This window comes from Geodermatophilus sp. SYSU D00525 (genome assembly GCF_054050475.1).
The window spans coordinates 1-25,169 of record NZ_JBJGZK010000022.1; the positions used below are offsets into that span (position 1 = coordinate 1).

General features: G+C 75.8%; 26 protein-coding genes. 21 read left to right on the top strand and 5 right to left on the bottom strand.

Annotated elements, in window-relative coordinates:
- Positions 1-184: 184 nt before the first annotated feature.
- The 9 genes from ACI796_RS16985 to ACI796_RS17025 all read left to right on the top strand — a co-directional run bounded on the left by ACI796_RS16985 (position 185) and on the right by ACI796_RS17025 (position 7,926).
- Positions 185-724 (top strand): hypothetical protein, encoded by a 540-nt coding sequence (locus ACI796_RS16985; protein WP_456942400.1) that lies wholly within the window; start codon positions 185-187, stop codon positions 722-724.
- A 91-nt stretch (positions 725-815) separates the two neighbouring features.
- On the top strand, positions 816-1,436 hold the full coding sequence (locus ACI796_RS16990) for a hypothetical protein (protein ID WP_456942401.1): 621 nt from the start codon (positions 816-818) through the stop codon (positions 1,434-1,436).
- Between the two features lie 83 nt (positions 1,437-1,519).
- On the top strand, positions 1,520-3,178 hold the full coding sequence (locus ACI796_RS16995) for a molybdopterin-dependent oxidoreductase (RefSeq protein ID WP_456942402.1): 1,659 nt from the start codon (positions 1,520-1,522) through the stop codon (positions 3,176-3,178).
- A 130-nt stretch (positions 3,179-3,308) separates the two neighbouring features.
- Entirely contained in the window at positions 3,309-3,989 is a 681-nt protein-coding gene (locus ACI796_RS17000; protein WP_456942403.1) for a fasciclin domain-containing protein, read from the top strand.
- Positions 3,990-4,056: 67 nt separating this feature from the next.
- Positions 4,057-4,659 (top strand): orotate phosphoribosyltransferase, encoded by a 603-nt coding sequence (gene pyrE, locus ACI796_RS17005; RefSeq protein ID WP_456942404.1) that lies wholly within the window; start codon positions 4,057-4,059, stop codon positions 4,657-4,659.
- Positions 4,660-4,707: 48 nt separating this feature from the next.
- Complete coding sequence (locus ACI796_RS17010; RefSeq protein WP_456942405.1) at positions 4,708-6,102, top strand: FAD-binding oxidoreductase; 1,395 nt, start codon at positions 4,708-4,710, stop codon at positions 6,100-6,102.
- A gap of 75 nt (positions 6,103-6,177) precedes the next feature.
- A complete protein-coding gene (gene fbaA, locus ACI796_RS17015; RefSeq protein WP_456942406.1) occupies positions 6,178-7,212 on the top strand; it encodes a class II fructose-bisphosphate aldolase in 1,035 nt (344 codons plus the stop codon).
- Positions 7,213-7,215: 3 nt separating this feature from the next.
- A complete protein-coding gene (locus tag ACI796_RS17020) occupies positions 7,216-7,623 on the top strand; it encodes a DUF3151 domain-containing protein (RefSeq protein ID WP_456942407.1) in 408 nt (135 codons plus the stop codon).
- Positions 7,624-7,782: 159 nt separating this feature from the next.
- A complete protein-coding gene (locus ACI796_RS17025) occupies positions 7,783-7,926 on the top strand; it encodes a GPGG-motif small membrane protein (protein WP_456942408.1) in 144 nt (47 codons plus the stop codon).
- Between the two features lie 21 nt (positions 7,927-7,947).
- Here the strand turns inward: ACI796_RS17025 and ACI796_RS17030 are convergent, their stop codons facing one another.
- From ACI796_RS17030 to ACI796_RS17040, 3 genes are all read right to left on the bottom strand, one after another.
- A complete protein-coding gene (locus tag ACI796_RS17030) occupies positions 7,948-8,751 on the bottom strand; it encodes an ATP-binding cassette domain-containing protein (protein ID WP_456942409.1) in 804 nt (267 codons plus the stop codon).
- Positions 8,748-9,794 carry an ABC transporter permease gene (locus ACI796_RS17035; RefSeq protein ID WP_456942410.1) on the bottom strand — a complete coding sequence of 349 codons (1,047 nt, stop codon included), beginning with the start codon at positions 9,792-9,794 and terminating at the stop codon, positions 8,748-8,750. The genes ACI796_RS17030 and ACI796_RS17035 overlap by 4 nt, the downstream gene beginning before the upstream one ends.
- A 145-nt stretch (positions 9,795-9,939) precedes the next feature.
- Positions 9,940-10,554 (bottom strand): hypothetical protein, encoded by a 615-nt coding sequence (locus ACI796_RS17040; RefSeq protein WP_456942411.1) that lies wholly within the window; start codon positions 10,552-10,554, stop codon positions 9,940-9,942.
- Between the two features lie 67 nt (positions 10,555-10,621).
- Here ACI796_RS17040 and ACI796_RS17045 point away from each other — a divergent pair, with 67 nt between their 5' ends.
- Positions 10,622-11,911 carry an adenylosuccinate synthase gene (locus ACI796_RS17045; protein WP_456942412.1) on the top strand — a complete coding sequence of 430 codons (1,290 nt, stop codon included), beginning with the start codon at positions 10,622-10,624 and terminating at the stop codon, positions 11,909-11,911.
- A gap of 133 nt (positions 11,912-12,044) precedes the next feature.
- On the opposite strand, the gene ACI796_RS17050 is transcribed toward ACI796_RS17045, so the two are convergent.
- A complete protein-coding gene (locus ACI796_RS17050; RefSeq protein ID WP_456942413.1) occupies positions 12,045-13,022 on the bottom strand; it encodes a glycerophosphodiester phosphodiesterase family protein in 978 nt (325 codons plus the stop codon).
- A gap of 162 nt (positions 13,023-13,184) precedes the next feature.
- Between ACI796_RS17050 and rsgA the strand changes: the two genes are divergently transcribed.
- Genes rsgA through ACI796_RS17065 form a run of 3 tightly spaced genes read left to right on the top strand, consistent with a single transcriptional unit; the run spans position 13,185 to position 15,894 of the window.
- Positions 13,185-14,216: a ribosome small subunit-dependent GTPase A gene (rsgA, locus tag ACI796_RS17055; RefSeq protein ID WP_456942414.1), complete on the top strand. Its 1,032-nt coding sequence runs from the start codon at positions 13,185-13,187 to the stop codon at positions 14,214-14,216.
- Positions 14,217-14,242: 26 nt separating this feature from the next.
- A complete protein-coding gene (purD, locus tag ACI796_RS17060) occupies positions 14,243-15,502 on the top strand; it encodes a phosphoribosylamine--glycine ligase (protein ID WP_456942415.1) in 1,260 nt (419 codons plus the stop codon).
- The gene (locus ACI796_RS17065) at positions 15,499-15,894 is read left to right on the top strand and encodes a DMP19 family protein (RefSeq protein WP_456942416.1); all 396 of its coding nucleotides are present in this window, start codon (positions 15,499-15,501) and stop codon (positions 15,892-15,894) included. Before purD ends, ACI796_RS17065 begins: the two co-directional genes overlap by 4 nt.
- Here the strand turns inward: ACI796_RS17065 and ACI796_RS17070 are convergent.
- Complete coding sequence (locus ACI796_RS17070) at positions 15,891-17,312, bottom strand: AI-2E family transporter (RefSeq protein ID WP_456942417.1); 1,422 nt, start codon at positions 17,310-17,312, stop codon at positions 15,891-15,893. The genes ACI796_RS17065 and ACI796_RS17070 overlap by 4 nt on opposite strands.
- Before the next feature lie 101 nt (positions 17,313-17,413).
- Between ACI796_RS17070 and purB the strand changes: the two genes are divergently transcribed.
- The 8 genes from purB (at position 17,414) to ACI796_RS17110 (ending at position 25,160) form a co-directional block, all read left to right on the top strand.
- The gene (gene purB, locus ACI796_RS17075) at positions 17,414-18,721 is read left to right on the top strand and encodes an adenylosuccinate lyase (RefSeq protein WP_456942418.1); all 1,308 of its coding nucleotides are present in this window, start codon (positions 17,414-17,416) and stop codon (positions 18,719-18,721) included.
- Entirely contained in the window at positions 18,721-19,578 is an 858-nt protein-coding gene (locus tag ACI796_RS17080; protein ID WP_456942419.1) for a phosphoribosylaminoimidazolesuccinocarboxamide synthase, read from the top strand. Before purB ends, ACI796_RS17080 begins: the two co-directional genes overlap by 1 nt.
- Positions 19,578-20,336, top strand: a complete 759-nt coding sequence (locus ACI796_RS17085; RefSeq protein ID WP_456942420.1) for an alpha/beta fold hydrolase — start codon at positions 19,578-19,580, stop codon at positions 20,334-20,336. Before ACI796_RS17080 ends, ACI796_RS17085 begins: the two co-directional genes overlap by 1 nt.
- 135 nt (positions 20,337-20,471) lie before the next feature.
- On the top strand, positions 20,472-21,344 hold the full coding sequence (locus ACI796_RS17090) for a DUF559 domain-containing protein (RefSeq protein ID WP_456942421.1): 873 nt from the start codon (positions 20,472-20,474) through the stop codon (positions 21,342-21,344).
- 170 nt (positions 21,345-21,514) lie between these two features.
- Positions 21,515-21,754 carry a phosphoribosylformylglycinamidine synthase subunit PurS gene (gene purS / locus ACI796_RS17095; RefSeq protein ID WP_387992145.1) on the top strand — a complete coding sequence of 80 codons (240 nt, stop codon included), beginning with the start codon at positions 21,515-21,517 and terminating at the stop codon, positions 21,752-21,754.
- A gap of 3 nt (positions 21,755-21,757) precedes the next feature.
- Positions 21,758-22,429 (top strand): phosphoribosylformylglycinamidine synthase subunit PurQ, encoded by a 672-nt coding sequence (gene purQ / locus ACI796_RS17100; RefSeq protein ID WP_456942422.1) that lies wholly within the window; start codon positions 21,758-21,760, stop codon positions 22,427-22,429.
- The gene (gene purL, locus ACI796_RS17105; protein ID WP_456942423.1) at positions 22,426-24,771 is read left to right on the top strand and encodes a phosphoribosylformylglycinamidine synthase subunit PurL; all 2,346 of its coding nucleotides are present in this window, start codon (positions 22,426-22,428) and stop codon (positions 24,769-24,771) included. Before purQ ends, purL begins: the two co-directional genes overlap by 4 nt.
- A complete protein-coding gene (locus ACI796_RS17110) occupies positions 24,771-25,160 on the top strand; it encodes a sterol carrier family protein (protein ID WP_456942424.1) in 390 nt (129 codons plus the stop codon). The genes purL and ACI796_RS17110 overlap by 1 nt, the downstream gene beginning before the upstream one ends.
- Positions 25,161-25,169: the final 9 nt, after the last annotated feature.

Genomic DNA, 25,169 nt, shown 5'->3' on the forward strand with positions numbered 1-25,169 from the left:
GCTTTGTTCGTGTGTCTTAGCCCCTCCGCCCCCCCACCCCCACCCCCCCCCCCCCCCCCCCCCCCCCCGCCCCCCCCCCCCCCCCCCCCCCCCCCCGCCGCGTCCCCGGGGCGCGGCGCGGGGAGGCGCCGCACCCGGCACGGGCACGATGGCGGCAGGATCGTCGAGGAGAGGGAGGGGTCACGTGACCGAGGAACGGGGAGGACCGCTCCCGGGCCACCGCGACGCGCCGCCGGCGCCGGGCGCCGAGCCCCCGCCGCCGGCCGAGCGGCCGGTCGCGGTGCGGGTGGGGATCGGCGCGTTCATGGCCGCGCTGATCCTCGGCCTGGTGTCCTCGGTGGTCACGCTGTCCGACGTCGACGGCGTCGTCGCACAGGTGCAGGCCGCCTCGGGAGCCGAGGTCCCCGAGTCGACGGCGCGGGCCGCGTTCTGGGTCGGCGCGGGCTTCGGGGTGGTGCTGGTGGCCCTGGAGGCGCTGGTCATCCGGTTCGCCTGGACCGGGCGCGCCTGGGCGCGGGTGGTGCTCCAGGTCCTCGGTGCCGTCAACGTCCTCGGCGGGTTGTCCGGCCTCACCGGTCCGGGGACGACCGGTCAGGGCTTCCTCGGGTCGCTGTCGGTGTTCATCACCGTCATCAGCGCGGTGGGGCTCGTCGCGCTCGCCCTGCGGCCGGCCTCGGAGTGGTACCGGACGGAGGGGGAGCGCCGGCGAACGTCCGCCCGCTGACCGCCGGCCGGCCGCGCGGCGCGCCCGGGGGTGGTCGGACGGCGGCCCGTCGATCATCATGCGCGGGCCACCACGACGGGAGAGGACGGACATGACCGCAGGACAGGGCCCGCAGGGCTGGGACCAGCCGGGGCAGCCCTACGGCCAGAACCCCTACGGCCAGGACCCCTACGGCCAGAACCCGTACGGGGGCTACGCCTCCGCGCCGGCCGCGCCCGACGGCCTCGGCGCGCCCGCCCCGCTCGAGCGGCCGCAGGCGGTGCGCCTCGGGATCGGCGCCTACGTCGCGAGCCTGGTCCTCGGCCTGCTCGGCGCGATCGTCGCGTTCGCGCAGTTCGACGAGGTCGTCGACCGGGCGCTGGTCGACGCCGGCCTGGACCCGGCCGAGTACGAGGGCGTCTCCGGCGTCGCGAGCGCCACGGTGGTCACCGTCGGCATCGTCTTCAGCCTGGTCCTCCTCGGCCTGCAGGCGCTGTTCCTCTGGTTCGCCTGGACGGGGCGCAACTGGGCGCGGATCGTGCTCTGGGTGTTCGGCGGCCTGGCCGTCGTCGGCGGGCTGTTCTCGCTGGCCGGGCCGTCCGTCGGCGGGCTGACCACGGTGCTGAACCTGGTCCAGACGCTGCTCGTCGTCGTCGGCGTCGTCGCGCTCGCGCAGAAGCCGGCCAGCGACTGGTACCGCTCCCAGGGCTGGCGGCGGGCGCAGGGACGCTGATTCCGTCGCGCACGATCTGATGTCGTGACCGTTTCGTTACCTCCGGTGGTGAACCGCTCGCCCGGCCGCCCCGAACGCCGGACGTGACCACCACCGAGCAGGCCCCCGCGCCGGCCACCGGACCGGACGGGGCCGACCGCCCTGCCCGCCGCGGCGCGCGCGGGCTGCTCGCCGCGCTCGCCGGGCTGCTGGCCGCCGCGGCCGCGCTGGGCGTGGCCGAGCTGGTCGCCGCGCTCGTCGGTCCGGCGTCCTCGCCGGTCGTGGCGGTCGGCGACACGGTCATCACCCTGGTCCCCGAGCCGGTCAAGCAGTTCGCCGTCGCGACGTTCGGCGAGGACGACAAGGTCGCCCTCGTCGTCGGCACGCTGGTCGTCGTCGCTCTGTACGCGGCGCTGGTCGGGCTGGTGTCGCTGCGCTCCCGGCGGGCCGGCGTGGCCGGGATCGTGCTGTTCGGCGCCATCGGCGCCCTCGCCGCGGCGACCCGGCCGGCGGGCGGCCCGCTCGACGCGCTGCCCTCCGTCGCGGGCGCGGGGGCCGGCGTCGTCGCCCTCCTCCTGCTGGTGGCCCCGCTGACGGTGCCGCTGCGACCCGCCCCACGCGGCGACGACGAGGCGGTGCTGGACCGGCTGCGCGACGCGCTGACGACGGCCGGTCGCGAGGACGCCGGCCTGGACCGCCGGCGGTTCGTCCTCACCGGCGCCGCCGCCCTGGGCGCGGCCGCGGTCGCCGGCGGCGGCGGGCTGCTGCTGCAGCGCCGGTTCGACGTCAGCGGCGACCGCGGCGACCTCTCCCTGCCGACGCCGTCGTCCCCGGCCCCCGCGCTGCCCCCCGGCGCCGACCTCGCCGAGCGGGTCGAGGGGCTGACGCCGCTGTTCACGCCCGACCGCGACTTCTACCGGGTGGACACCGCGATCACCGTCCCGCAGATCCGCCCGGGGGAGTACCGGCTGCGGCTGACCGGGATGTTCGACTCCCCGCGCACGTACACGCTGGCCGACCTGTTCGACCGCGACGACGTCGTCGAGCGCGACGTCACGCTCACCTGCGTCTCCAACGAGGTCGGCGGCGGCCTGGCCGGCACCGCGCGCTGGACCGGCGTCCCGCTCCGCGCCTTCCTCCGCGAGAACGGCGTCTCCGACCGCTCCGACCAGCTGGTCTGCCGCTCGGCCGACGGCATGACGATCGGCGCGCCCACCCGCTCGGCGCTGCAGGTCGACGACGCGATGCTCGCCTTCGGGATGAACGGCGAGCCGCTGCCGGTCGAGCACGGCTTCCCGGTCCGGATGCTCATCCCGGGGCTGTACGGCTACGTCTCGGCCTGCAAGTGGATGACCTCGATCGAGGCCACCACCTACGACGCCTTCGACGCCTACTGGGTCGAGCGCGGCTGGGCCGCCCGGGGCCCGGTCAAGGTGGCCTCCCGGATCGACACCCCGGCCCCCCTGCGCCGGTTCCCCGCCGGCCGGCGCGCGATCGCCGGCGTCGCCTGGGCGCAGACCCGCGGCATCTCCCGCGTCGAGGTCCGGGTCGACGACGGCGACTGGCTGGAGGCCGAGCTCGCCCCCGCGGTCGACGCCGACGTGTGGCGGCAGTGGCGGCTGCCCTTCGACTTCGCCCCCGGCTCCTACCAGCTCACCGTCCGGGCCACCACGGCCGACGGCGAGGTGCAGACCGGGGAACGCGCCCGGCCCTTCCCCGACGGGGCCAGCGGCCTGCACTCCGTCCGGGTGATCGCGACCTAGCGGTCCCCGCCCCGCGGGGCGGCACCCGGCACACCCCCAGAACCCGTCTCGGCCACCCGGCCGCAGACGCCTCTCCCGACCCCTCGAACGGGCCGGGGGACCATGGACCGACGACCGAGGAGCACCCACCGTGAAGAGCACCCTGACCCGCGGCCTCCTGCTGGCCTCCGCCTCGACCCTCGCGGTCACCCTGAGCGCCTGCGGCTCGGAGGACACCAGCGCGGCCTCCGACAGCTCGCCCTCCGACAGCAGCTCGGCGCCGGCCTCGGAGAGCCCGGACTCGACGGAGAGCAACAGCCCGATGGCCGAGCCGGCCTCCGACGAGCCCTTCGGCGCCGCCTGCTCCTCGGTCCCGGCCGACGGCGAGGGCAGCTTCGCCGGCATGACCGACGACCCGGTGGCCACCGCGGCCAGCAACAACCCGGTCCTGTCGACGCTGGTGCAGGCGGTCACCCAGGCCAACCTGGTGGACACGCTCAACACCACCGACGACATCACCGTCATCGCCCCGGCCAACCCGGCGTTCGAGGCGATCCCGGCCGACCAGCTGCAGGCCGTGCTCGCCGACCAGGCGATGCTGACCCAGGTCCTGACCCACCACGTCATCCCGGGCCGGCTCTCGCCGGACCAGCTGGCCGGCACGCACACCACCGTGGCCGGCGACGAGGTCACCATCGAGGGCTCGGGCGAGAGCTTCACCGTCGCCCGGACCGTCACCGGCACCCCGGCCTCGGTGGTCTGCGGCAACGTGCAGACCGCCAACGCCACCGTCTACATCGTCGACCAGGTCCTGGCCCCCGCCCAGGGCTGACGCACGACGGCCACCGGCCCGGTTCCCTCGCGGGAGCCGGGCCGGTGCCGTGCGTAGGGTCGCTCCCATGGAGAAGGACCCCGTTCCCCCCCACCCCTCGTCCCTCGGGGCGGGCCCCTGGAACGGAGCCGCCCAGCCCGACCGCGACCGCCTGCTCGAGCTGGTCGTCGACCTCGCCGTCGTCCACGGGCGGGTCACGCTGTCCTCCGGGCGCGAGGCCGACTGGTACATCGACATGCGCCGGCTGACCCTGCACCACGAGGGCGCGCCGCTGGTGGGCCGGGTGATGCGCCAGCTCACCCGCGACCTGCGCTACGACGTCGTCGGCGGGCTCACCCTCGGCGCCGACCCGGTCGCCACGGCCATGCTGCACGCGGCCGCCGACGGCGAGGGGTTCCTCGACGCGTGCGTGGTCCGCAAGGCCGGCAAGGCGCACGGCCTGCAGCGGCGGATCGAGGGGCCCGACGTCGCCGGGCGGGCGGTGCTCGTCGTCGAGGACGTCTCCACCACCGGCAGCAGCCCGCTGACCGCCGTCGAGGCGCTGCAGGAGGCCGGGGCCGAGGTCATCGCCGTCGCGGTGGTCGTCGACCGCGGCGGGCGGGCCGCCGTCGAGGCCGCCGGCCTGGAGTACCGCGCCGCGTTCGAGCTGTCCGACCTCGGCCTGCAGTAGCCGTGCGGTTCCGCGGATGAGCGCGGGAACTGGCCGTACGGTGTGGCGGTGACCACACTCGCCACCGCGTGGGTCGACGAGCTCGCCGCCGTGCTCGGCCGGGACGGCGTGCTCACCGACCCCGACGTCACCGCCGCCTACGCCCGCGACCAGGCGATGCTCGCCGAGGCCGGCACCCCCGCCGCGGTCGTCCTCCCCCGGAGCACCGACGACGTCGCCGCGGTCATGCGGGTGGCCGCGCGGCACGGCGTCCCGGTCGTCCCGCGCGGCGCGGGCTCCGGGCTGGCCGGCGCGAGCAACGCCGTCGACGGCGCGATCACGATGGTCATGACCCGCATGGACGCCGTCCTCGAGGTCAGCGCCGCCGACCGGCTCGCCGTCGTCCAGCCCGGCGTGGTCAACAAGCAGCTGCGCGACGCCGTCGCCGGCTCCGGGCTGTTCTACCCGCCGGACCCCTCCAGCTACGACTGGTGCACGATCGGCGGCAACCTCTCGCAGAACTCCGGCGGCCTGTGCTGCGTGAAGTACGGCGTCACCACCGACTACGTGCTCGGCCTCGAGGTGGTCCTCGCCGACGGGCGGGTGCTGCGCACCGGCCGCCGCACGGTCAAGGGCGTCGCCGGCTACGACCTCGCCCGGCTGTTCGTGGGCTCGGAGGGCACCCTCGGCGTCATCACCGAGGCGACGCTCGCGCTGCGCCCGGCGCCGCAGCAGCCGGTGACGCTGGTGGCCACCTTCGCCACCACCGCGCAGACCGGCCAGGTCGTCGAGCGGGTGGTCACCTCCGGCCTGGTGCCCAGCCTGCTGGAGGTCATGGACAACACCTGCATCTGCGCCGTCGACGACCTGCTGCACGCCGACCTCGACCGCGGCGCGCACGCCCTGCTCGTCGCGCAGTCCGACGCCGGGGGAGAGGCCGCCGGCCGCGAGATCGAGGCGCTGGCGCGGCTGTGCCGCGAGGCCGGCGCGGAGCTGGTGCACACCACCGCCGACCCCGCCGAGGGCGACCTGCTGCTGGCCGCCCGCCGGATGGCGCTGCCGGCGCTGGAGCAGCTGGGCAGCACGCTCATCGACGACGTCGCCGTGCCCCGCTCGCGGATCGCGGAGTTCCTCGACGGCTGCGACGGCATCGCCGCCCGGCGGGGGCTGACCATCGGCGTCGTCGGGCACGCCGGCGACGGCAACATGCACCCGACCGTCTGCTTCGACCCCACCGACCCCGACCAGCGCGCGCGGGCGTTCGCCGCCTTCGACGACGTCCTGGAGCTGGGCCTGGCGCTGGGCGGCACGGTCACCGGCGAGCACGGCATCGGCTCGATCAAGGTCGAGTGGCTCGAGCGCGAGATCGGCCCGGTGTCGCTGGACGTGCACCGCCGGATCAAGGACGCCCTCGACCCGGCCGGCCTGCTCAACCCCGGCAAGGTGCTGCGCCGCAAGGGTTGAGACGGGGGCCTGTCGGGGGTTCCGCGCCCGGGAGATACTGACCGCCGACCAGCGTCGATCGACAGGAGTGCCCCGATGCCCATCGCGACCCCCGAGGTCTACGCCGACATGATCAGCCGGGCGAAGGAGGGCGGCTTCGCCTACCCGGCCATCAACTGCACCTCGTCGGAGACGATCAACGCGGCCCTCCGCGGGTTCGCCGACGCCGGCAGCGACGGCATCATCCAGTTCTCCACCGGCGGCGCGGAGTTCGGCTCCGGCACCAGGGTCAAGGACATGGTCACCGGCGCCGTCGCGCTGGCCGAGTTCGCGCACGTCGTGGCCGAGAAGTACCCGGTCAACGTGGCGCTGCACACCGACCACTGCCCCAAGGACAAGCTGGACTCCTACGTCCGCCCGCTGATCGCGCTGTCGAAGGACCGGGTCGACGCCGGCCAGGCGCCGCTGTTCCAGTCGCACATGTGGGACGGCTCGGCGATCGAGCTCACCGAGAACCTGGAGATCGCCCAGGAGCTCATCGAGAAGTGCGCCGCCGCGAAGATCGTCCTCGAGCTCGAGATCGGCGTCGTCGGCGGCGAGGAGGACGGCGTCGTCGCCGAGATCAACGAGAAGCTCTACACCGCCGACGGGGACTTCGTCCGCACCGCGCAGGCCCTCGGCCTCGGCGAGAAGGGCGTCTACCTGCTCGCGGCGACCTTCGGCAACGTCCACGGCGTCTACAAGCCCGGCAACGTGAAGCTGCGCCCCGACGTGCTGCAGCGCGGCCAGGAGCTGGTCGCCAAGGAGTTCGGTCTGGCCGAGGGCAGCAAGCCGTTCAACCTCGTCTTCCACGGCGGCTCGGGCTCGGCTCTGGAGGAGATCCGCGAGGCGCTGTCCTACGGCGTCGTGAAGATGAACGTCGACACCGACACCCAGTACGCCTTCACCCGGCCGATCGCGGGGCACATGTTCAGCAACTACGACGGCGTGCTGAAGATCGACGGCGAGGTCGGCAACAAGAAGACCTACGACCCGCGCAGCTACCTCAAGGCCGCCGAGACCGGCATGGCCGCCCGCGTCGTCACCGCGTGCGAGGACCTGCTGTCGGCCGGCCAGTCGCAGGGCGCCTGAGCCGTGACCCACGCGCACCAGAACCTGCTCGGCGAGCCGCCGGCCACGCTGCTGCCCGGCGACCCCGAGGCGGAGGCCGCGCTGGCGGCCGGCACCGACCCCGCCGAGGTCGCCGCCGGCCACCCGCGGGCCAGCGCGGCCTGGGCGGCGCTGGCCGAGGCGGCGATCGAGGACGGCCGCACCATCGAGGCCTACGCCTACGCCCGCACCGGCTACCACCGCGGCCTGGACGCCCTGCGGAAGAACGGCTGGCGGGGCCACGGCCCGGTGCCCTGGTCGCACGAGCCCAACCGCGGCTTCCTGCGCTGCGTCACCGTCCTCGCCCGCGCCGCCGAGGCGATCGGCGAGACCGACGAGCAGGAGCGCTGCACCCAGCTGCTGCGCGACTGCGACCCCTCGCTGGCGCCCTGACCCGGACTCCTGCCCCGGGAACGCGCGCGTCTCACCCACGGTCACCGTGACGGGTGAGGCCGCCCCTCCACCGCTGCGTTCACCGGGCGGGGCGGCCTCGCCCGGAGCACACTCCGTGACCAGCGCGCCCCGCCGGGGCGCCCGTCACAGGAGGTGTCCGTGGCACCGCTCCTCTGGATCCTCGCCGTCATCCTCGTGATCGCCGGCATCTTCGCGATCGTCCGAGGCCAGCTGCTCTGGGGCATCGTGCTGATCGTCGTCGGGCTGCTCGTCGGCCCCGGGGGTGTCAGCATCTTCGCCTGACCCGGCCCCGGGCTCGGCGGCCTAGCGGTCGCCGAGCTCGGGGTGCAGCTCCTGCAGGCGGGTGGTCAGCGCGGTGAGCTCCTCACCGCCGGCCATGAGCCGGGTCAGGTCGTCGGCGTCGACGTCGACGCGGGTGAGGTCGCCGGCCACCTGGCCGCGCGCCAGCAGCAGGAAGCGGTCGCCCACCAGGTGCGCGTAGCGCGGGTTGTGGGTGACGACGACGACGGCGAGCCCCTGCGCCCGCGCGCCGAGCACCGCCCGCCCGACCAGCGTGTGCTGGGCGATGGTCATCGGCTCGGTCGGCTCGTCGATCACCAGCGCCCGCGAGCCGTAGTGCACCGCCCGGGCGATCGCCAGGCTCTGCCGCGACCCGGGCAGCAGCGTGTTCACCGGCTGGTCGGGGTCGATGCCGGTGACGCCGATGCGCTCCAGGGCGCGCACCGTGGTCTCCCGCGCGGCGCCGATGTCCAGGCGGCGCAGCGGCCACGGCCGGCGGGTCGGCTCGGCGCCCAGGCACAGGTTGCGCCACACCGGCAGCAGCGGGGCGACGGCGAGGTCCTGCCAGACCGTGGCGATCCCCGCCGCCCGCGCCGCCCGGGGGCTGCGGAAGTGCACCGGGACGCCGTCGAGGAGCAGTTCACCCTCGTCGTGCCGGCGCAGCCCCGACAGCACCGACACCAGCGTCGACTTGCCCGCGCCGTTCTCGCCGAGCACGCAGGTGATGCGGCCGCCCTCCAGCGTGACCGCGACCCGGTCCAGCGCCGGCACGCCGCCGTGGCGGACGCTCAGCCCGCGCAGCTCCAGCACCGGCGGCACGGCGGTCACGAGCGCGGCGCGGCCCGCAGCCGGCCGCGCACCACCCCTCCCACCAGCAGTGCGACCAGCAGCACGACGCCGAGCAGCGCCTGGGACCAGCGCGGGTCCCACCCGGCGAGCTCCACGCCCTCGCGGGCGGCGGCGTAGAGCAGCGCCCCGACCGCGGCGCCGGCCATCGACCCCTGGCCGCCGGTCAGCAGGCAGCCGCCGATCACCGCGACCACCACGTAGTCGATGGCGCCCACCAGGGCCGGGGTGGCGCCGACGCTCGCGGCCGGCACCAGCGCGAGCGTGCCGAGCAGCCAGCCCGCCGTCGCGGTGAGCGCGTACAGCACCAGCGTCGTCCGGCGGACCGGCACGCCCAGCTCGCGCGCCGCCCGGCGGGAGCCGCCCATCGCCAGCACCTCGTTGCCGAACCGCGTCCGCCACAGGAGCCAGCCGGCGCCCGCGGTGGCGGCCAGCCACCACAGCAGGGACACGGGGAAGGTGCCGCCGCCCACCTCGGCGGTGGCGCCGAACACGGCGGACGCCGAGGACCAGCCGGGCGCCTCGTCCAGGCCGCCGATGCGCGGCGCGCCCGCGACGAGTGGCACCGCGGACAGGGTGGTGCCCTGCAGCACCAGGGCGGTGGCGAGGGTGACCAGGAAGCTCGGCAGCCCGGTGCGCACCACCAGCCAGCCGTTGACCAGCCCGACGGCGAGCGCGGCGGCCAGCGACGTCGTCAGCGCGGGCCAGATGCCCCACCCGGCGGGCCCGGCGAGCACCGCGGTGAGGGCGGCGCTGGCGAGGGTGACCGTGCCGATCGACAGGTCGAAGTGGCCGCCGACCAGGAGCAGGCCCACCGCCACGCCGCCGATGCCGAGCAGTGCCGCGGCGTCGAGGACCTCGCCGAGCCCGGCCGGGGTGAGCAGCTCGGGGGTCCGCAGCCCGAACAGCAGGAGGACCAGCGCCAGCCCGAGGACCGCCGTCAGGCTGGGCCGGGCGAGGGCCCGGTCGAGCAACCGCCGGCGCGGCGCGGCGACGCGGAACGCGGGCAGGCGGTCGACGGTCACCGGGCCACCGGGGTGAACGGGCGCAGGAGGGCCTCCTCGGGACGGAGCCCCTCCAGTGTCCACGACGGCGGCCCCGGCCGTCGGCCCCGCCGCAGGGGCCCGCCGCGGGCGTGCGGGGGGCGGGGAGGGGCAGCGCGACCCTCCCTCATGGGCGCAGGCGCCAGCGCACCCGGTCGTCGGCGTACCAGGTCCAGCGGGAGACCGGCCGCGGGTAGGGGACGCCGTCGCGGGTCACCTGGGCCGGGTCGCTGGCCAGCTGCAACGCGCGGCCGGTGCTGCGCCGCGGCGGGCGCATCAGCTGCGGGGACACGACGACGCGGATGGTGTCGACGGCGGTCCAGTCCGGTCGCACGTCGATCCGCGCCACCATGCCGTCGGCCACCCGGGCGTCGTCGTGGTGGGCCTGCACGCCCAGCCGGGCGGCCAGCGGCAGCCGGCCCCTCTGGGCGGCCTCGTAGCGGCCGTGGTGGAGCAGCACCCCGCCGTGGTCGTCGCGGACCAGCGACAGCGCGCGCTCGTCGCCGGTGCCGATGCCCAGGGCGCGGGCCAGGCCGCGGGAGGCGCCGTCGTCGGCGGGTTCCCAGGACACCGGGACCTCCGCCGTCCGGCCGGCGGCGTGCAGCGCGGCCAGCACGCCCGCGAGCGCCGGCACGGGGCCGCGGACCAGCAGGGAGTCCGCGCCCGCGGCCTCGGCGAGTACGGCCCGCTCGGGCGCCTGCCCGGGGGCGAGACCGCGCAGGTCGAACCGGACGAGGGGCATGCCGATACCCTGCCACCTGCCAGCCGGTCGACCGCCGGTGACGAGTCCCAGGGGAGACGACAGCGAGATGCCGGCAGTCGTGCTGATCGGCGCCCAGTGGGGCGACGAGGGCAAGGGCAAGGCCACCGACCTGCTCGGGGGGCGCGTCCCCTACGTGGTCCGCTACCAGGGCGGCAACAACGCGGGGCACACCGTCATCACGCCCGACGGCGAGCGCTACGCCCTGCACCTGATCCCGTCGGGGATCCTCACGCCGGGGTGCACCCCGGTCATCGGCAACGGCGTCGTCGTCGACCCGCAGGTGCTCATCGGCGAGCTCGCCGGCCTGGAGGAGCGCGGCGTCGACACCTCGCGGCTGGTCATCTCCGCCGACGCGCACCTGATCATGCCGCACCACCGGGCCCTGGACCGGGTCACCGAGCGGTTCCTCGGCAAGCGCCGGATCGGCACCACCGGCCGCGGGATCGGCCCCGCCTACGGCGACAAGGTGGCCCGCACCGGCATCCGGGTGGCCGACCTGCTGGACCTGTCGATCCTGCGGCAGAAGCTCGAGGGCACGCTGGTCGAGAAGAACCAGGTGCTGGTCAAGGTCTACAACCGCAAGGCCATCGACGTCGACGAGGTGGTCGAGGAGTACGCCGGCTACGCCGAGCAGCTCAAGGGCCGCATCGCCGACACCCGGTTGCTGCTGGCGAACGCGCTCGACGCCGGCGAGTGGGTGCTGCTGGAGGGCTCGCAGGGCACCCTGCTCGACGTCGACCACGGCACCTATCCGTTCGTGACGTCGTCGAACCCGACGGCCGGCGGTGCGGCCACCGGTAGCGGCATCGGCCCCACCCGCATCTCCCGGGTGGTCGGGATCCTCAAGGCGTACACGACCCGCGTGGGTTCGGGCCCGTTCCCGACCGAGCTGTTCGACGCCAACGGCGAGTACCTGCGCAAGCAGGGCGGCGAGGTCGGCGTGACCACCGGCCGCGACCGCCGCTGCGGCTGGTTCGACGCCGTCGTCGCCCGCTACGCCAGCCGGGTCAACGGGATCACCGACTTCTTCCTCACCAAGCTCGACGTGCTCTCCGGGTTGGAGACGGTGCCGATCTGCGTCGCCTACGACGTCGACGGCGTCCGGCACGAGGAGATGCCGATGACCCAGACCGGCTTCCACCACGCGAAGCCGGTCTACGAGGAGATGCCCGGCTGGTTCGAGGACATCCGGCACTGCCGGTCCTTCGACGAGCTGCCGGCCAACGCGCAGGCCTACGTCCGCCGGCTCGAGGAGCTCTCCGGCGCGCGGATCAGCGTCATCGGCGTCGGCCCCGGCCGCGACGAGAACGTCGTCGTCCACGACCTGATCGACTGAGTTCCGCGCGCCGCCCTGCGAGGCGGCGGGGGGAGTGGGGGCCGGAGGCTCCCGCGATCGAGCGCCGGGGACGGCTCAGCGGAGGCCGGGGACGGCTCCTGGCCGCGGTGCGGTCCGGTGGGGCCGCGAGGTGCTACGCGGCCTCGGGGAGGGCCTGCTCCAGCTCGGCGCGGGCGGCGACGACGACGTCGGGGTTGTCGGTGATGATCCCGTCGACCCCGAGGGCGAGCAGCAGCCGCGCGGCGCCGAGCGCGTCGCCGGCGGCGGCCGGGTCCTCGCTGCTGCGCAGGTGCCGCGGGAGGAACCCGTTCTCCGCGGCCAGCGTCCACGGCACGACCGTGAGGCCGGCGGCGTGCGCGCGCGGCACCAGGTCCGAGACGCCGGTCATCCGCTGCTCGGCGTCGCGCAGCAGGACGTCGTCGACGCACGGCGCGATGCCCTGCGCGTAGGTGGACACCGCGCGCAGCCCGGCGTTGGTGAGCAGGTGGTCGTCACCCGCGGCGGTGTCGACCAGCTGGTACATGGTCGGGCCGTCGTCGCCGAGGTCGGCGCGCAGCCGGCGCAGGGCGGCGGCGTCGAAGGACTGCACGACGACGGTGCCGTCCGGCGCGGTGGCGTCCAGCCGCCGCAGCTCCGCGGCCACCAGCTCGATCATCGGCTGCCCGCGCTCGGCCGACCAGGTCGGCTTCTTGAGCTCCGCGAGCACGCGCACCGGGCGCAGCGGCGTCGACCGGCGGCGGGCGATCTCGACGACCTCCTCCAGGGTGAGCACCCCGAACTGGCCGTCGTAGGCGGTGTTGAGCGGGCGCAGGTCCGGCCGCCGCTCGACGGCGCGCAGGGTGCGCAACTCAGCGAGGCTGAAGTCCTCGGCGAACCAGCCGGTGCGCCGCTTGCGACCCACCCGGCGGGTGGTGCGGCGGTCGGCGAACTCGGGCCGGGTGGCGACGTCGGTGGTGCGTGACAGCTCGTTCTCGTGCCGCGCGATCAGCGCGCCGTCCTTCGTGACGACGATGTCGGGCTCGATGAGGTCGGCGCCCATGTCGATGGCCAGCTCGTAGCTGGCGGCCGTGTGCTCCGGTCGGTAGGCGCAGGCACCGCGGTGCCCCACCACGAGAGGACGGGAGGACCGGGTCACGGCGGGAGTCGCAAGCGACTCGATCGCGTGCATGCCATCCAGAACACCCGACCGAGGTGTCGGGATGGCGAACGCGAACTGGCGAGTCTCTGAGAATTGGGAGGACACCGCGCTGAGCTGCGCGGGACCATCCGCCCCGTGACACATCTCTCAGGGATCGGCTGGTCCCGGGCGCGTCTCGAGCAGCTCCCCCCGGGGACCCAGCCCGGACGGGTGGCGCGGGTCGACCGCGGCCGGCTGACGGTGCTCACCGCCGACGGCGAGCGGCGGGTGCACCCGGCCGCCGCGTTGCACGACCCCGACGGCGTCGCGGCGCCCGCGGTCGGCGACTGGGTCGCGCTGCGCGGGGAGCTCGCCGTCGCGCTGCTGCCCCGCACCTCGGCGTTCACCCGCACGGTCGCCGGGCGCACCTCCGCCGCGCAGGTCGTCGCCGCCAACCTGGACCTGGTCCTGGTCGTCGACGCGCTCGCCGGCCCGACCCGGGCCCGCCGCGTCGAGCGCTACCTCGCCGTCGCCTGGGGCAGCGGGGCGACGCCGGTCGTCGTCCTCACCAAGGCCGACCTGTGCGACGACGTCGCCGCGGCCGTCGCGGAGGTGGGCGAGGACGCCGTCGGCGCGGAGGTGCTGGCCGTCAGCGCGCGCACCGGCGCGGGCCTGGACGCGCTGCGGGCGCTGCTCGGCCCCGGCGTGACGGCGGCGATGGTCGGGCCGTCCGGCGTCGGGAAGTCCTCGCTGGCCAACGCGCTGGCCGGGCGCGAGGTGGCGCCCACCCGGGAGATCCGGGAGGCCGACGGCCGCGGCCGGCACACCACCACCTCCCGCGAGCTGCACGTCCTGCCCGGCGGCGGCCTGCTCGTCGACACCCCCGGCATGCGCGAGCTCGGCCTCTACGACGACGAGGGCGTGGACACCGCCTACGCCGACGTCGCCGAGCTGGCCACCCGCTGCCGGTTCCGCGACTGCGAGCACCGCACCGAGCCCGGGTGCGCCGTCGCCGCCGCGATCGACGAGGGCCTTCTCGACCCGGCCCGCCTGCTGGGCTGGCGCAAGCTGCAGGCCGAGGCGCGCCGCCAGCTGCTGCGGGCCGACGCCCGCGCCCGCGCCGCCGAGCACCAGCGGGTCAAGGCGCTGCACCGGGCGTACCGCTCCCAGCCGAACCGGGTGCGGTAGCCGGGCGCTCGGTAGGGTCGCGGTCCGTGCGCGTGCTCGTGATCGGCTCCGGTGCCCGGGAGCACGCCCTGTGCGTCGCTCTGCAGTCCGACCCCGCGGTGACCGCGCTGGCCTGCGCGCCGGGCAATGCCGGCACCGCGCGGATCGCCGAGCAGGCCGCGGTCGACGTCGCCGACCCGGTCGCGGTGGCCGCGCTGGCCACCGGCTGGGCCGCCGACCTGGTCGTCGTCGGCCCCGAGGTGCCGCTGGTCGCCGGCGCCGCCGACGCCGTCCGCGACGCCGGGACCGCCTGCTTCGGCCCGTCGGAGCAGGCCGCGCAGATCGAGGGCAGCAAGTCCTTCGCCAAGCACGTGATGGCCGCCGCCGGGGTGCCGACCGCCCGCGCGTGGCCGGTCGGCGGGCCCGCGGAGCTGGAGACCGCGCTCGACGAGGCCGGCGCCCCGTACGTGGTGAAGGACGACGGGCTGGCCGCCGGCAAGGGCGTCGTCGTCACGACCGACCGGGACGCCGCCGTCGCCCACGGGCACCGGGTCCTCGACGCCGGGGGAGCGGTGCTGGTCGAGGAGTACCTCGACGGGCCGGAGGTGTCGCTGTTCGCCGTCACCGACGGGACGACGGTGCTGCCGCTGCTGCCCGCGCAGGACCACAAGCGCCGCGACGACGGCGACGCGGGCCCGAACACCGGCGGGATGGGCGCCTACGCGCCGCTGCCCTGGGCGCCGGCCGGGCTGGTCGACGAGGTGCTGGCCACCGTGCTGCAGCCGACCGTCGACGAGATGCGCCGCCGCGGCGAGCCGTTCAGCGGGCTGCTCTACGCGGGCCTGGCGCTGACCTCGCGCGGCGTGCGGGTGGTCGAGTTCAACGCCCGCTTCGGCGACCCCGAGACCCAGGTCGTGCTGCCGCTGCTGGAGACGCCGCTGGCCGGGCTGCTGCACGCCGCGGCCACCGGCACCCTCGCCGACCACCCGCCGCTGCGCTGGCGGTCCGGGGCGGCCGTCACGGTCGTCGTCGCCGCGGCCGGCTACCCCGAGGCGCCGCGCACGGGCGACCCGGTCACCGGCGCCGACGGCGAGGGCGTGCTGCACGCCGGCACCGCCGTCGACGCCGAGGGCACCGTCCGCTCGGCCGGCGGGCGGGTGCTCGCGGTGACCGCGACCGGCGCCGACCTCGCCGCGGCGCGGCAGGCCGCCTACGAGCGGGTGGCCGCCGTCCGGCTGGCCGGCGCGCACTGGCGCAGCGACATCGCGCTGGCCGCCGTCGAGGGCCGGATCGCGGTCCCGGGATGACCGACCCGGCCGACGAGGTGTGGAACCGCGCCTGCGACCCGGACGCGCCGTCCTCCCACCCGGGGGACGCCGCCCTGGCCGCGGTGCTCCTCTGCCACGGGATGGCGGTGAACGGCGGCCTGCTGCACGCGGTCCAGGGCCTCGAGCCCGACCGGCTCGAGCGCGCGGTGGCCGGGTTCCGGCTCCTCGGGCTGGCCGCCGCCGCGGACGCCGTGGCGGAGGTCGCCCGGCAGGCGGCAGCGCTGGCGGAGGACGACCTCGACGCCGCCGAGCGGCTCGAGATCGAGGCGGACCGCCGTTACGCCGCGGCGCTGCCCGAGGGGGACGAGACGGTCGACCGGGCCTTCCGCGCCCACCTGGCCGCGCACCCGGAGGCGTACGCGCCCCTCTAGCCGCGGACCCCGACCGCCGGGCGGGCCCGCTCCGGGCGCGGCTCGGGCGGCCGCGGGCCGTCGTGCCGCCGCGACAGGTAGGTGCCGGCGACGTTCGCGCAGGCCACCACCGGCACCGCGATCAGCGCGCCGAAGATGCCCGCCACGAGCAGTCCGGCCGCGATGGCCAGGACCACGGCCAGCGGGTGCACGTGGACCGCCTTGCCCAGCAGCAGCGGCTGCAGGACGTGCCCCTCGAGCTGCATGACCAGGACGACGATCGCCAGCGCGATCAGCGCCTTGATCGGGCCGACGGCGACCAGCGCGACCAGCACCGCGATCGAGCCGGCGAGGAACGACCCGATGATCGGGATGAACGCGCCGAGGAACACCAGCGCGGCCAGCGGGATCACCAGCGGCACGCCGAGGACGGCCAGCCCGATGCCGATGCCGACGGCGTCGACCAGCGCGACGGCGACGGTGGCGCGGACGTAGGAGATGAGCGTGCGCCACGACCGGCGGGCGGCCTCGTCGAGGTAGGCGCGCGAGTCGCGGGGGAACAGGCCGACCAGCCACAGCCAGATGGACCGGCCGTCCTTGAGGAAGAAGAACAGCGTGAACAGCGCCAGGACGAAGCCGGTGAACACCTCGCCGACCGTCGCGGCCGTGGTCAGCGCGCCGGTGGCCAGCGTCTCCTGGTTGGACACGATGGCGTCCTGGGCGCTGGTCACGGCGTCGTCGATCTGCCGCTGGGTGACCGGGAAGGTCTCGACGACGAAGTCGCGGATCTGGTCCAGGCCCTGGCTGACCTGGTCGGCGAGGTCGGAGAAGCCGGCGCTGAACCGCTCGACGACCAGCGTGATGATCCCCGCGACGACGGCCAGCCCGACCAGCAGCATCGCCAGCGCGGCCAGCGACCGCGGCCACCCGCGCCGGATGAGCGAGGCCGCACCCGGCTGCAGCAGCGCCGCCAGCAGCAGCGCGACCATGACCGGGACGATCACCACCGCGACGTACGCCGCCGCGTAGAGCAGCACGTACAGCCCCGCGAGGACGGCGATCAGCCGCCACGACCAGGCCGCCGCGGTGCGCAGCGCGCCGGGCACCGCGGCGTCGCCCTGCGGGGCCTCGCGGCCCGGGCCCAGCAGCCGGCGGCCGCGCTCGGCGGCCCGGTGCGGGCGCCCGCCGTCCGGGGGGCCGCTCACCCCGCCGGTGGCCAGCGGCCCGTCGAGGTCGGGGGCGCCGGGCTCGGGGCTGCCGAGCGGCGGGTCGCCGTCGGCGGACAGGCCGGCGTCGGTCTCGTCGTCGGGCACCTCGCCGTCGTACACGAGGATCGCCCGGTCGCCGTCGCGCTCGGGCCACGCGTGCGGGTCCCGCTCACCCGCCGCCCGGATGCGCTCGCGCGCTCGGGCGACCAGCGAGCCGGCCTGTCGCAGCATGAGGTCCTCCGCGGTCCGTGGGGGCCGTTCTCGATCACGCTAGCGCTGCGGGAGGATGCTCCCGTGCTTCGACGACTCGACCGGCTGCCGGGGGTACCCGCGTGATCGACCGCTACACGCTCCCCGAGATGGGCCGGGTCTGGAGCGACGAGCACAAGTACGAGCTCTGGTGCCGGGTGGAGACGCTGGTGCTGGAGGCGCACGCGGCCGCCGGGCGGGTCCCGGCCGAGGTCGTGGAGCCGGTGCGCAACGCCCCGCCGCCGACCGCCGCCCGCGTCGCGGAGATCGAGGAGACGACGCAGCACGACGTCATCGCCTTCCTCACCGCGTGGGCCGACAACACCGAGCCCCGCTCGGCCGCGGCCTACGTGCACCACGGCATGACGTCCTCGGACCTGCTCGACACCGCGCTCGCCGTGCAGCTCACCGAGGCCACCGACGTGCTGCTGGCCAAGGCCGACCGGCTGGTCGCCGCGCTGCGCCACCACGGCCTGGCGCACCGGGAGACCCTCAAGGTCGGGCGCACGCACGGCGTGCACGCCGAGCCGGTCGTGTGGGGGCACCGGGTCGCCGACCTCGCCTTCGCTGTGGCCCGCTCCCGCGACCGGCTGCGCGCGGCCCGCGAGCGCGTCGGCGTCGTCGCCATCTCCGGCGCCGTCGGCACCTACTCGCTCATCGACCCGTCGGTGGAGGTCGCCGTCGCCGAGGCGCTCGGGCTGCGCCCGGCCGACGCCTCCACCCAGGTGGTCCTCCGCGACTCGATCAGCGAGTGGGTGTCCGCGCTGGCGGTGATCGCGACCGTCTGCGAGACCGTCGCGCTCGAGGTCCGACACGGGCAGCGCACCGAGGTGCGGGAGCTGTCGGAGGCCTTCGGTTCCGGCCAGAAGGGCTCCAGCGCGATGCCGCACAAGAAGAACCCGATCCGCTCGGAGCGCGTCGCCGGGCTCGCGCGGGTGGTGCGCGCCGCCGTCGTCCCGGTGATGGAGGGCATCCCGCTGTGGCACGAGCGGGACATCTCGCACTCCTCCACCGAGCGGGTGTTCCTCCCCGACGCCGCGATCACCACCGACTACCTGCTGCACCTGACCACCGGCCTGGTCGAGAACCTGGTGGTCGACGTCGACCGGATGCGCGCCAACCTCGACCTCACCGGCGGGCTGATCTACACCTCCGCCGTGCTGCTGGAACTGGTCGAGTCGGGGCTCTCGCGCGAGGACGCCTACGCGCTGGTGCAGGGCGCGGCGATGGAGACGTGGAACTCCGGGACGCCGTTCCGGTCGACGCTGCGGACCCGCGCCGACGCCTCCGGCGTGACGCTCGACGAGGCGCGGCTGGACGACATCTGCCAGCCCGAGGGCTACGTGCGCAACCTCGGCCCGCTGTTCGACCGGCTGGCGGCGCTGACCTGATGCTCGACCTGCCCCTGGTCGCACGCGGCAAGGTCCGCGAGGTCTACGACGCCGGGCCCGGCCGCCTGCTGCTCGTGGCGTCGGACCGGATCTCGGCCTACGACCACGTGCTGCCGACGCCGATCCCGGACAAGGGGCGGGTGCTCACCCGGCTGTCGGTGTGGTGGTTCGAGCAGCTGACGCCGGTGCTGTCCTCCTTCGGCGCCACCCACCACCTGCTGTCGGCCACCGACGTGCCCGCCGGCGTCGCCGGGCGGGCGATGCTCGTGCGGCGGCTGGACATGCTGCCGGTGGAGTGCGTGGCCCGCGGCTACCTGTCCGGCTCGGGGACGGCGGAGTACGGGCGCACCGGGTCCATCCGCGACGTGCCGCTCCCGCCCGGGCTGGTCGAGGGCTCGCGACTGCCCGAGCCGGTGTTCACGCCGTCGACGAAGGCCGAGGCGGGGGAGCACGACGAGGCGATCGACTTCGCGCGCGTGGTCTCCCTGGTCGGCGCCGAGCGCGCCGCCGAGCTGCGGGAGCTGACCCTGGCGCTGTACCGGCGGGGTGCGGAGATCGCCGCGGACGCGGGCATCCTGCTGGCCGACACCAAGGTCGAGTTCGGCCTCGACGCCGACGGCGGCCTGGTGCTCGGCGACGAGGTGCTCACGCCGGACTCGTCGCGCTTCTGGCCCGCGTCGTCGTGGGCGCCGGGCGCGCCGCAGCCCTCGTTCGACAAGCAGTACGTCCGCGACTGGCTCACGTCCTCGGGCTGGGACCGCGTCTCGCCGCCGCCGGAGCTCCCCGACGACGTCGTCGCCGCCACCCGCGACCGCTACGTCGCCGCGTACGAGCAGCTCACCGGCACCCCCTTCTGATGCGGACGCGCTCGGGCATCGCGTACCGCTCCGGCGGGTCCGGCGGGGACCTGCTCCTGCTGCTCCACGGGCTCGGCGCGACCGGCGCGGTGTGGGACCGGCTGCTGCCGCTGGTCGAGCGGTCCTGGCCCGGGTCCTGGGCGGTCCCCGACCTGCGCGGGCACGGCCGGTCCGTCGCCGAGCCGCCCTACGGGTACGCGGTGCACGCCGCGGACGTGGCCGCGGTGGCCGCCGACCTCGACGCCACGCGGGTGACCGTGCTCGGGCACTCCTTCGGCGGCGTCGTCGGCGCGGTGCTGGCCGGCGGCTGGTACGGCGTGGACGTCGTCCGGGTGGTCGCGGTCGGTGTCAAGATCGACTGGGCCGACGACGAGGTCGCGCGGGCCCGCTCGCTGGCCGCCCGCCCGCCGCAGGTGTTCCCGACCGCCGCCGAGGCCGCCGAGCGGCACCTGCGGCTGGCCGGGCTGACCGGGCTCGTGGACCCGTCGTCCGAGGTGGCGCTCGCCGGCGTCCGCGAGACCGACGGCGGGTTCACCCCGGCGCTGGACCCGCGCGCGTTCGGCGCCGTCGGCCCGCCGGTCGAGGAGGTCCTGTCGCGCGCGGAGGCGCCGCTGCGGCTGGCCGCCGGCGCGACCGACCCGATGGTCGGCCCCGACGCGATGCGGCGGGTCGACCCCCGGGCGGTGCTGCTCGAGGGCGCCGGCCACAACGCCCACTGGGAGGCCCCCGAGGCCGTCTGGCGCCTCGTCGCCTCCTGACCCCGGCCTCCCTCCTTCGGTCGAGATCACGTGATCTCGACGCTCCGGGGGCCCGTACGTGCCGAGATCACGTGATCTCGACGGGGCTGTGGACGGCGTCAGCGGACAGCTGCGGTCCCGCGGCAAGGTGCCGCGGTGCCCAGCCGACGCCGTCAGCGCATCACCGGACCCACGACCCGCGCCGCCGCGCACGCGGCAGGACTCGGCGACCGGCACCTGCGCCACCCCACGATGCAGCGGCTGTCGCGCGACACCTACCTGCCGCGTGCCCTGGTGGACGACGTCGGCGCGCGGGTCGCCGCGGTGCTGATGACCGCCCCGCCCGGTGCCGTCGTCAGCCACCGGACCGCTGCGGACCTGTGGGGTCTCCGGCTCCCGCTGCAGGACGTCGCCGACCGCCGCGTCGACCTGACCGTCCCGGGAGCCACCCGCGCGGAGAGCCGCCGGGACCGGCGCGTGCACCGGCTGCCCCTGGCAGGCGACGAGGTGACGCACCGGTGGGGGCAACCGGTCACCACCCCGTCGCGCACGTGGCGCGATCTGGCCGGGGTGCTCGAGCCGCCGGCCCTGCTGGCGGCGACCGACCAGCTCCTGGGCGGCCTGTGCTCGACCGCCGACCTCCGGCGTCAGCTCGCCCGCCGGCCGACGGGCCGGGGCGCGGCCCGGGCCCGGAGGGTCGTACCCGTCGCCGACGCGCGGTCCGAGTCACCGATGGAGTCGGTGCTGCGCTGGCTGCTGCACCAGGCCCGGACACCCGCTCCGGTGGTCCAGTACGAGATCCGCGACGCGGCCGGGTTCGTGGCGCGCGTCGACCTCGCCTGGCCTGATCACCGCGTCGTCGTCGAGTTCGACGGCGACGGGCACCGCGACCGCGATGTGTTCGTCAACGACGTCCGACGCCAGAACCGCCTGGTCGCCGCCGGCTGGACGGTCCTCCGGTTCACCTCCGCCGACGTCCTCGGCCGGCCCGACGATGTCGTCGCCGCCATCCGCGCGGCGCTGCGCTGACGAGATCACGTGATCTCGACCGTCTCCGGCCCGGGCGGGGGCGAGATCGCGCGATCTCGACCGTCTCCGGCCCACACGGCGGCGAGATCACGTGATCTCGACCGCGGGGAGAGCGCCGGTCTCGCAGGGACGAACCGGCCGGGTGCGGGCGCCCGGTAGGCTCGGGAGCCGTGCCGCAGGTGGTCGTCGACGTCGTCCTCAAGCCGGAGATCTCCGACCCGCAGGGGCAGGCGGTGCTCGGCGCACTCGGCCGGCTCGGCCACACGCAGGTCACCGGGGTCCGTCAGGGCAAGCACTTCGTGCTCGACGTCGAGGGCACCCCGGACGAGGCGGAGCTGAAGCAGATCGCGGAGACGCTGCTGGCCAACCCGGTCATCGAGGACGTCGAGCTGCACCTGCCGGGGGCCTGAGCCGTGCGCATCGGTGTCATCACCTTCCCCGGCTCCCTCGACGACGTCGACGCCGCCCGCGCGGTGCGGCTGGCCGGCGCCGAGCCCGTCGTCCTCTGGCACGCCGACCACGACCTCAAGGACGTCGACGCGGTCGTCCTGCCCGGCGGCTTCTCCTACGGCGACTACCTGCGCGCCGGCGCCATCGCCGCCCGCGCGCCCCTGGTGCAGGACGTCGTCGACCGGGCGCGCCAGGGCATGCCGGTCCTCGGCATCTGCAACGGCTTCCAGGTCCTCTGCGAGGCGGGGCTGCTGCCCGGCGCGCTCACCCGCAACAGCCACCTGCACTTCCGCAACCGCGACCAGCGGCTGCGCATCGAGCGGGCCGACACCGCGTGGACGTCCGCCTACGCCGAGGGCCAGGAGATCGTCGTCCCGGTCAAGAACGGCGAGGGGCGCTACGTCGCCGCGCCGGCCGAGCTCGAGCGGCTCGAGGGCGAGGGCCGGGTCGCGGTCCGCTACGTGGGCGGGAACCCCAACGGCAGCCTCCGCGACGTCGCCGGGATCACCAGCGAGGACGGCCGGGTGGTCGGGCTCATGCCCCACCCCGAGCACGCCGTCGAGGACCTCACCGGGCCGTCGACCGACGGGCTCGGCTTCTTCACCAGCGTCCTGAAGGCGGTCGTCAGCGCATGACGCAGGGTCTCTCCGACCTCGACACGGGCCCCGGCCCGCTGGCCGACCGGCTCGACACCGTCGCGCTCGCGGAGAGCACCCCGGACGTCGAGCAGCCCTTCGCCGAGCTCGGCCTCAAGAGCGACGAGTACGCGCGGATCCGCGACATCCTCGGCCGCCGGCCCACCACCGCCGAGCTGGCGATGTACTCGGTCATGTGGAGCGAGCACTGCTCCTACAAGAGCTCCAAGGTGCACCTGCGGCAGTTCGGCGACCTGCCGCGCAGCGAGCACCTGCTCGTCGGCATCGGCGAGAACGCCGGCGTGGTCGACGTCGGCGACGGCTACGCGGTCACCTTCAAGGTCGAGTCGCACAACCACCCCAGCTACGTCGAGCCGTACCAGGGCGCGGCCACCGGGGTCGGCGGCATCGTCCGCGACATCCTCACCATGGGCGCCCGGCCGGTCGCCGTCATGGACTCGCTGCGCTTCGGCCGCGCCGACGCCCCCGATACCGCCCGCGTGCTGCCCGGCGTCGTCGCCGGCGTCGGCGGCTACGGCAACTGCCTGGGCCTGCCCAACATCGGCGGCGAGCTGCTGTTCGACGATTGCTACGCCGGCAACCCGCTGGTCAACGCGCTGTGCGTCGGGGTCATGAAGCACGAGGACGTCCGCCTGGCCAAGGCCGAGGGCGTGGGCAACAAGGTCGTCCTGTTCGGCGCCCGCACCGGCGGCGACGGCATCGGCGGCGTGAGCGTGCTGGCCAGCGAGACCTTCGACCAGGAGGGGCCGGCCAAGCGCCCGAGCGTGCAGGTCGGCGACCCGTTCACCGAGAAGCTGCTCATCGAGGCGTGCCTGGAGATCTTCGCCGCCGACCTGGTCACCGGGATCCAGGACCTCGGCGGCGCCGGGCTGTCCTGCGCCACCTCCGAGCTGGCCAGCGCCGGCACCGGCGGCATGCACGTCGACCTCGACCGCGTCCCCCTGCGCGACAGCACCCTGACGCCCGCCGAGATCCTCATGAGCGAGTCGCAGGAGCGCATGTGCGCGATCGTCGAGCCGGGCAAGGTGGACGCCTTCCTCGCCGTCTGCCGCAGGTGGGACGTGCTGGCCACCGTCATCGGTGAGGTGACCGAGGGCGACCGGCTGACCGTCGACTGGCACGGCGAGCGCATCGTCGACGTCCCGCCGCGCACCGTCGCCCACGAGGGCCCGGTCTACGAACGGCCGGTGCAGCGCCCCGCCGACCTCGACGCCCTGCAGGCCGACGACCCGGCCGCGCTGCCCCGCCCGGCCACGCCGGCGGAGCTCACCGCGCACTGGCTGGCCGTCGTCGCCAGCCCCGACGGCGCGGACAAGACCTGGGTCACCGAGCAGTACGACCGCTACGTCCGTGGCAACACCGTGCTCGCCCAGCCCGACGACGCCGGCGTGGTCCGCATCGACGAGGAGTCGCACCGCGGCATCGCCCTCGCCCTGGACGGCAACGCCCGGTTCGCCCGGCTGGACCCCTACGCCGGCGCGCAGCTCAACCTCGCCGAGGCCTACCGCAACGTCGCCGTCACCGGCGCCCGGCCGCTGGCGGTCACCAACTGCCTGAACTTCGGCTCCCCGGAGGAGCCCGAGGTCATGTGGCAGTTCGCCGAGGCCGTCCGCGGCCTGGCCGACGCCTGCCGCGACCTCGGCCTGCCGGTCACCGGCGGCAACGTGAGCCTCTACAACCAGACCGGCGACGTCGCCATCAACCCGACCCCGGTCATCGGCGTCCTGGGCGTGCACGATGACGTCCGCACGCGGATCCCCACCGGCTGGCGGGCCGGCGGCGAGACCGTGCTGCTGCTCGGCGAGACCCGGCCGGAGTTCGGCGGGTCGGCGTGGGCGAGCGTCGTCCACGGCCACCTCGGCGGCCGCCCGCCGGCCGTGGACCTCGAGGCCGAGCGCACCCTGGGCGAGCTTCTCGGCGCGCTGGGCCGCGAGGGCCTGGTCACCTCCGCGCACGACCTGGCCGACGGCGGCCTCGCCCAGGCGCTGGCCGAGTCCGCGCTCCGCTACGGCACCGGGGCCACGCTGCGGCTCGGCGGTCCCGACGGCATCGACGCGTTCACCGCACTGTTCAGCGAGTCCGGTGCCCGCGTCGTCGTCACCACGACCGACCCCGAGGCGGTGCGCACCACCGCCGAGTGGGCCGGCGTCGCGGTCACCGAGCTCGGCACCACCGGCGGGGACGTCCTCGCCGTCGAGGGCGTCGGCGAGCTGCCGCTGGCCGAGCTGCGGGCGGCGTGGACGGCGACCCTCCCGGCGCTGTTCGGCTCGCCGGAGGCCACGGTGGGCACCGTCCCCGCGGGCACCGTCCCCACCAGCTGATGCCCGCGCAGCAGCCGATCCCCGCCGAGGAGCTGCGCGCCGCCGTCGACGCCGTCCGCCCCTGGCTGGCCGGGGAGGCCGAGCAGCCCGCGCGGTCGGTGCTGGGCGCGGCGGTGAAGACCACCGCCCGGTGGCTGGCCCAGCAGGTGCCCGGCCGCTCCGTGGAGCTGCGGGTGCCGCCGCACGTCGCCGTCCAGCTGGTGCCCGGGCCGCGGCACACCCGCGGTACGCCGCCGAACGTCGTCGAGACCGACGCGGGCACCTGGCTGCGGCTGGCCACCGGCGAGCTCGGCTGGGCCGAGGCCGTCGCCGGGGGCCGGGTCAGCGCCAGCGGCAACCGCGCCGACCTGTCGGCCCACCTGCCCCTGCGCCCGCTGAGGAGCCACTAGCGCGACAGA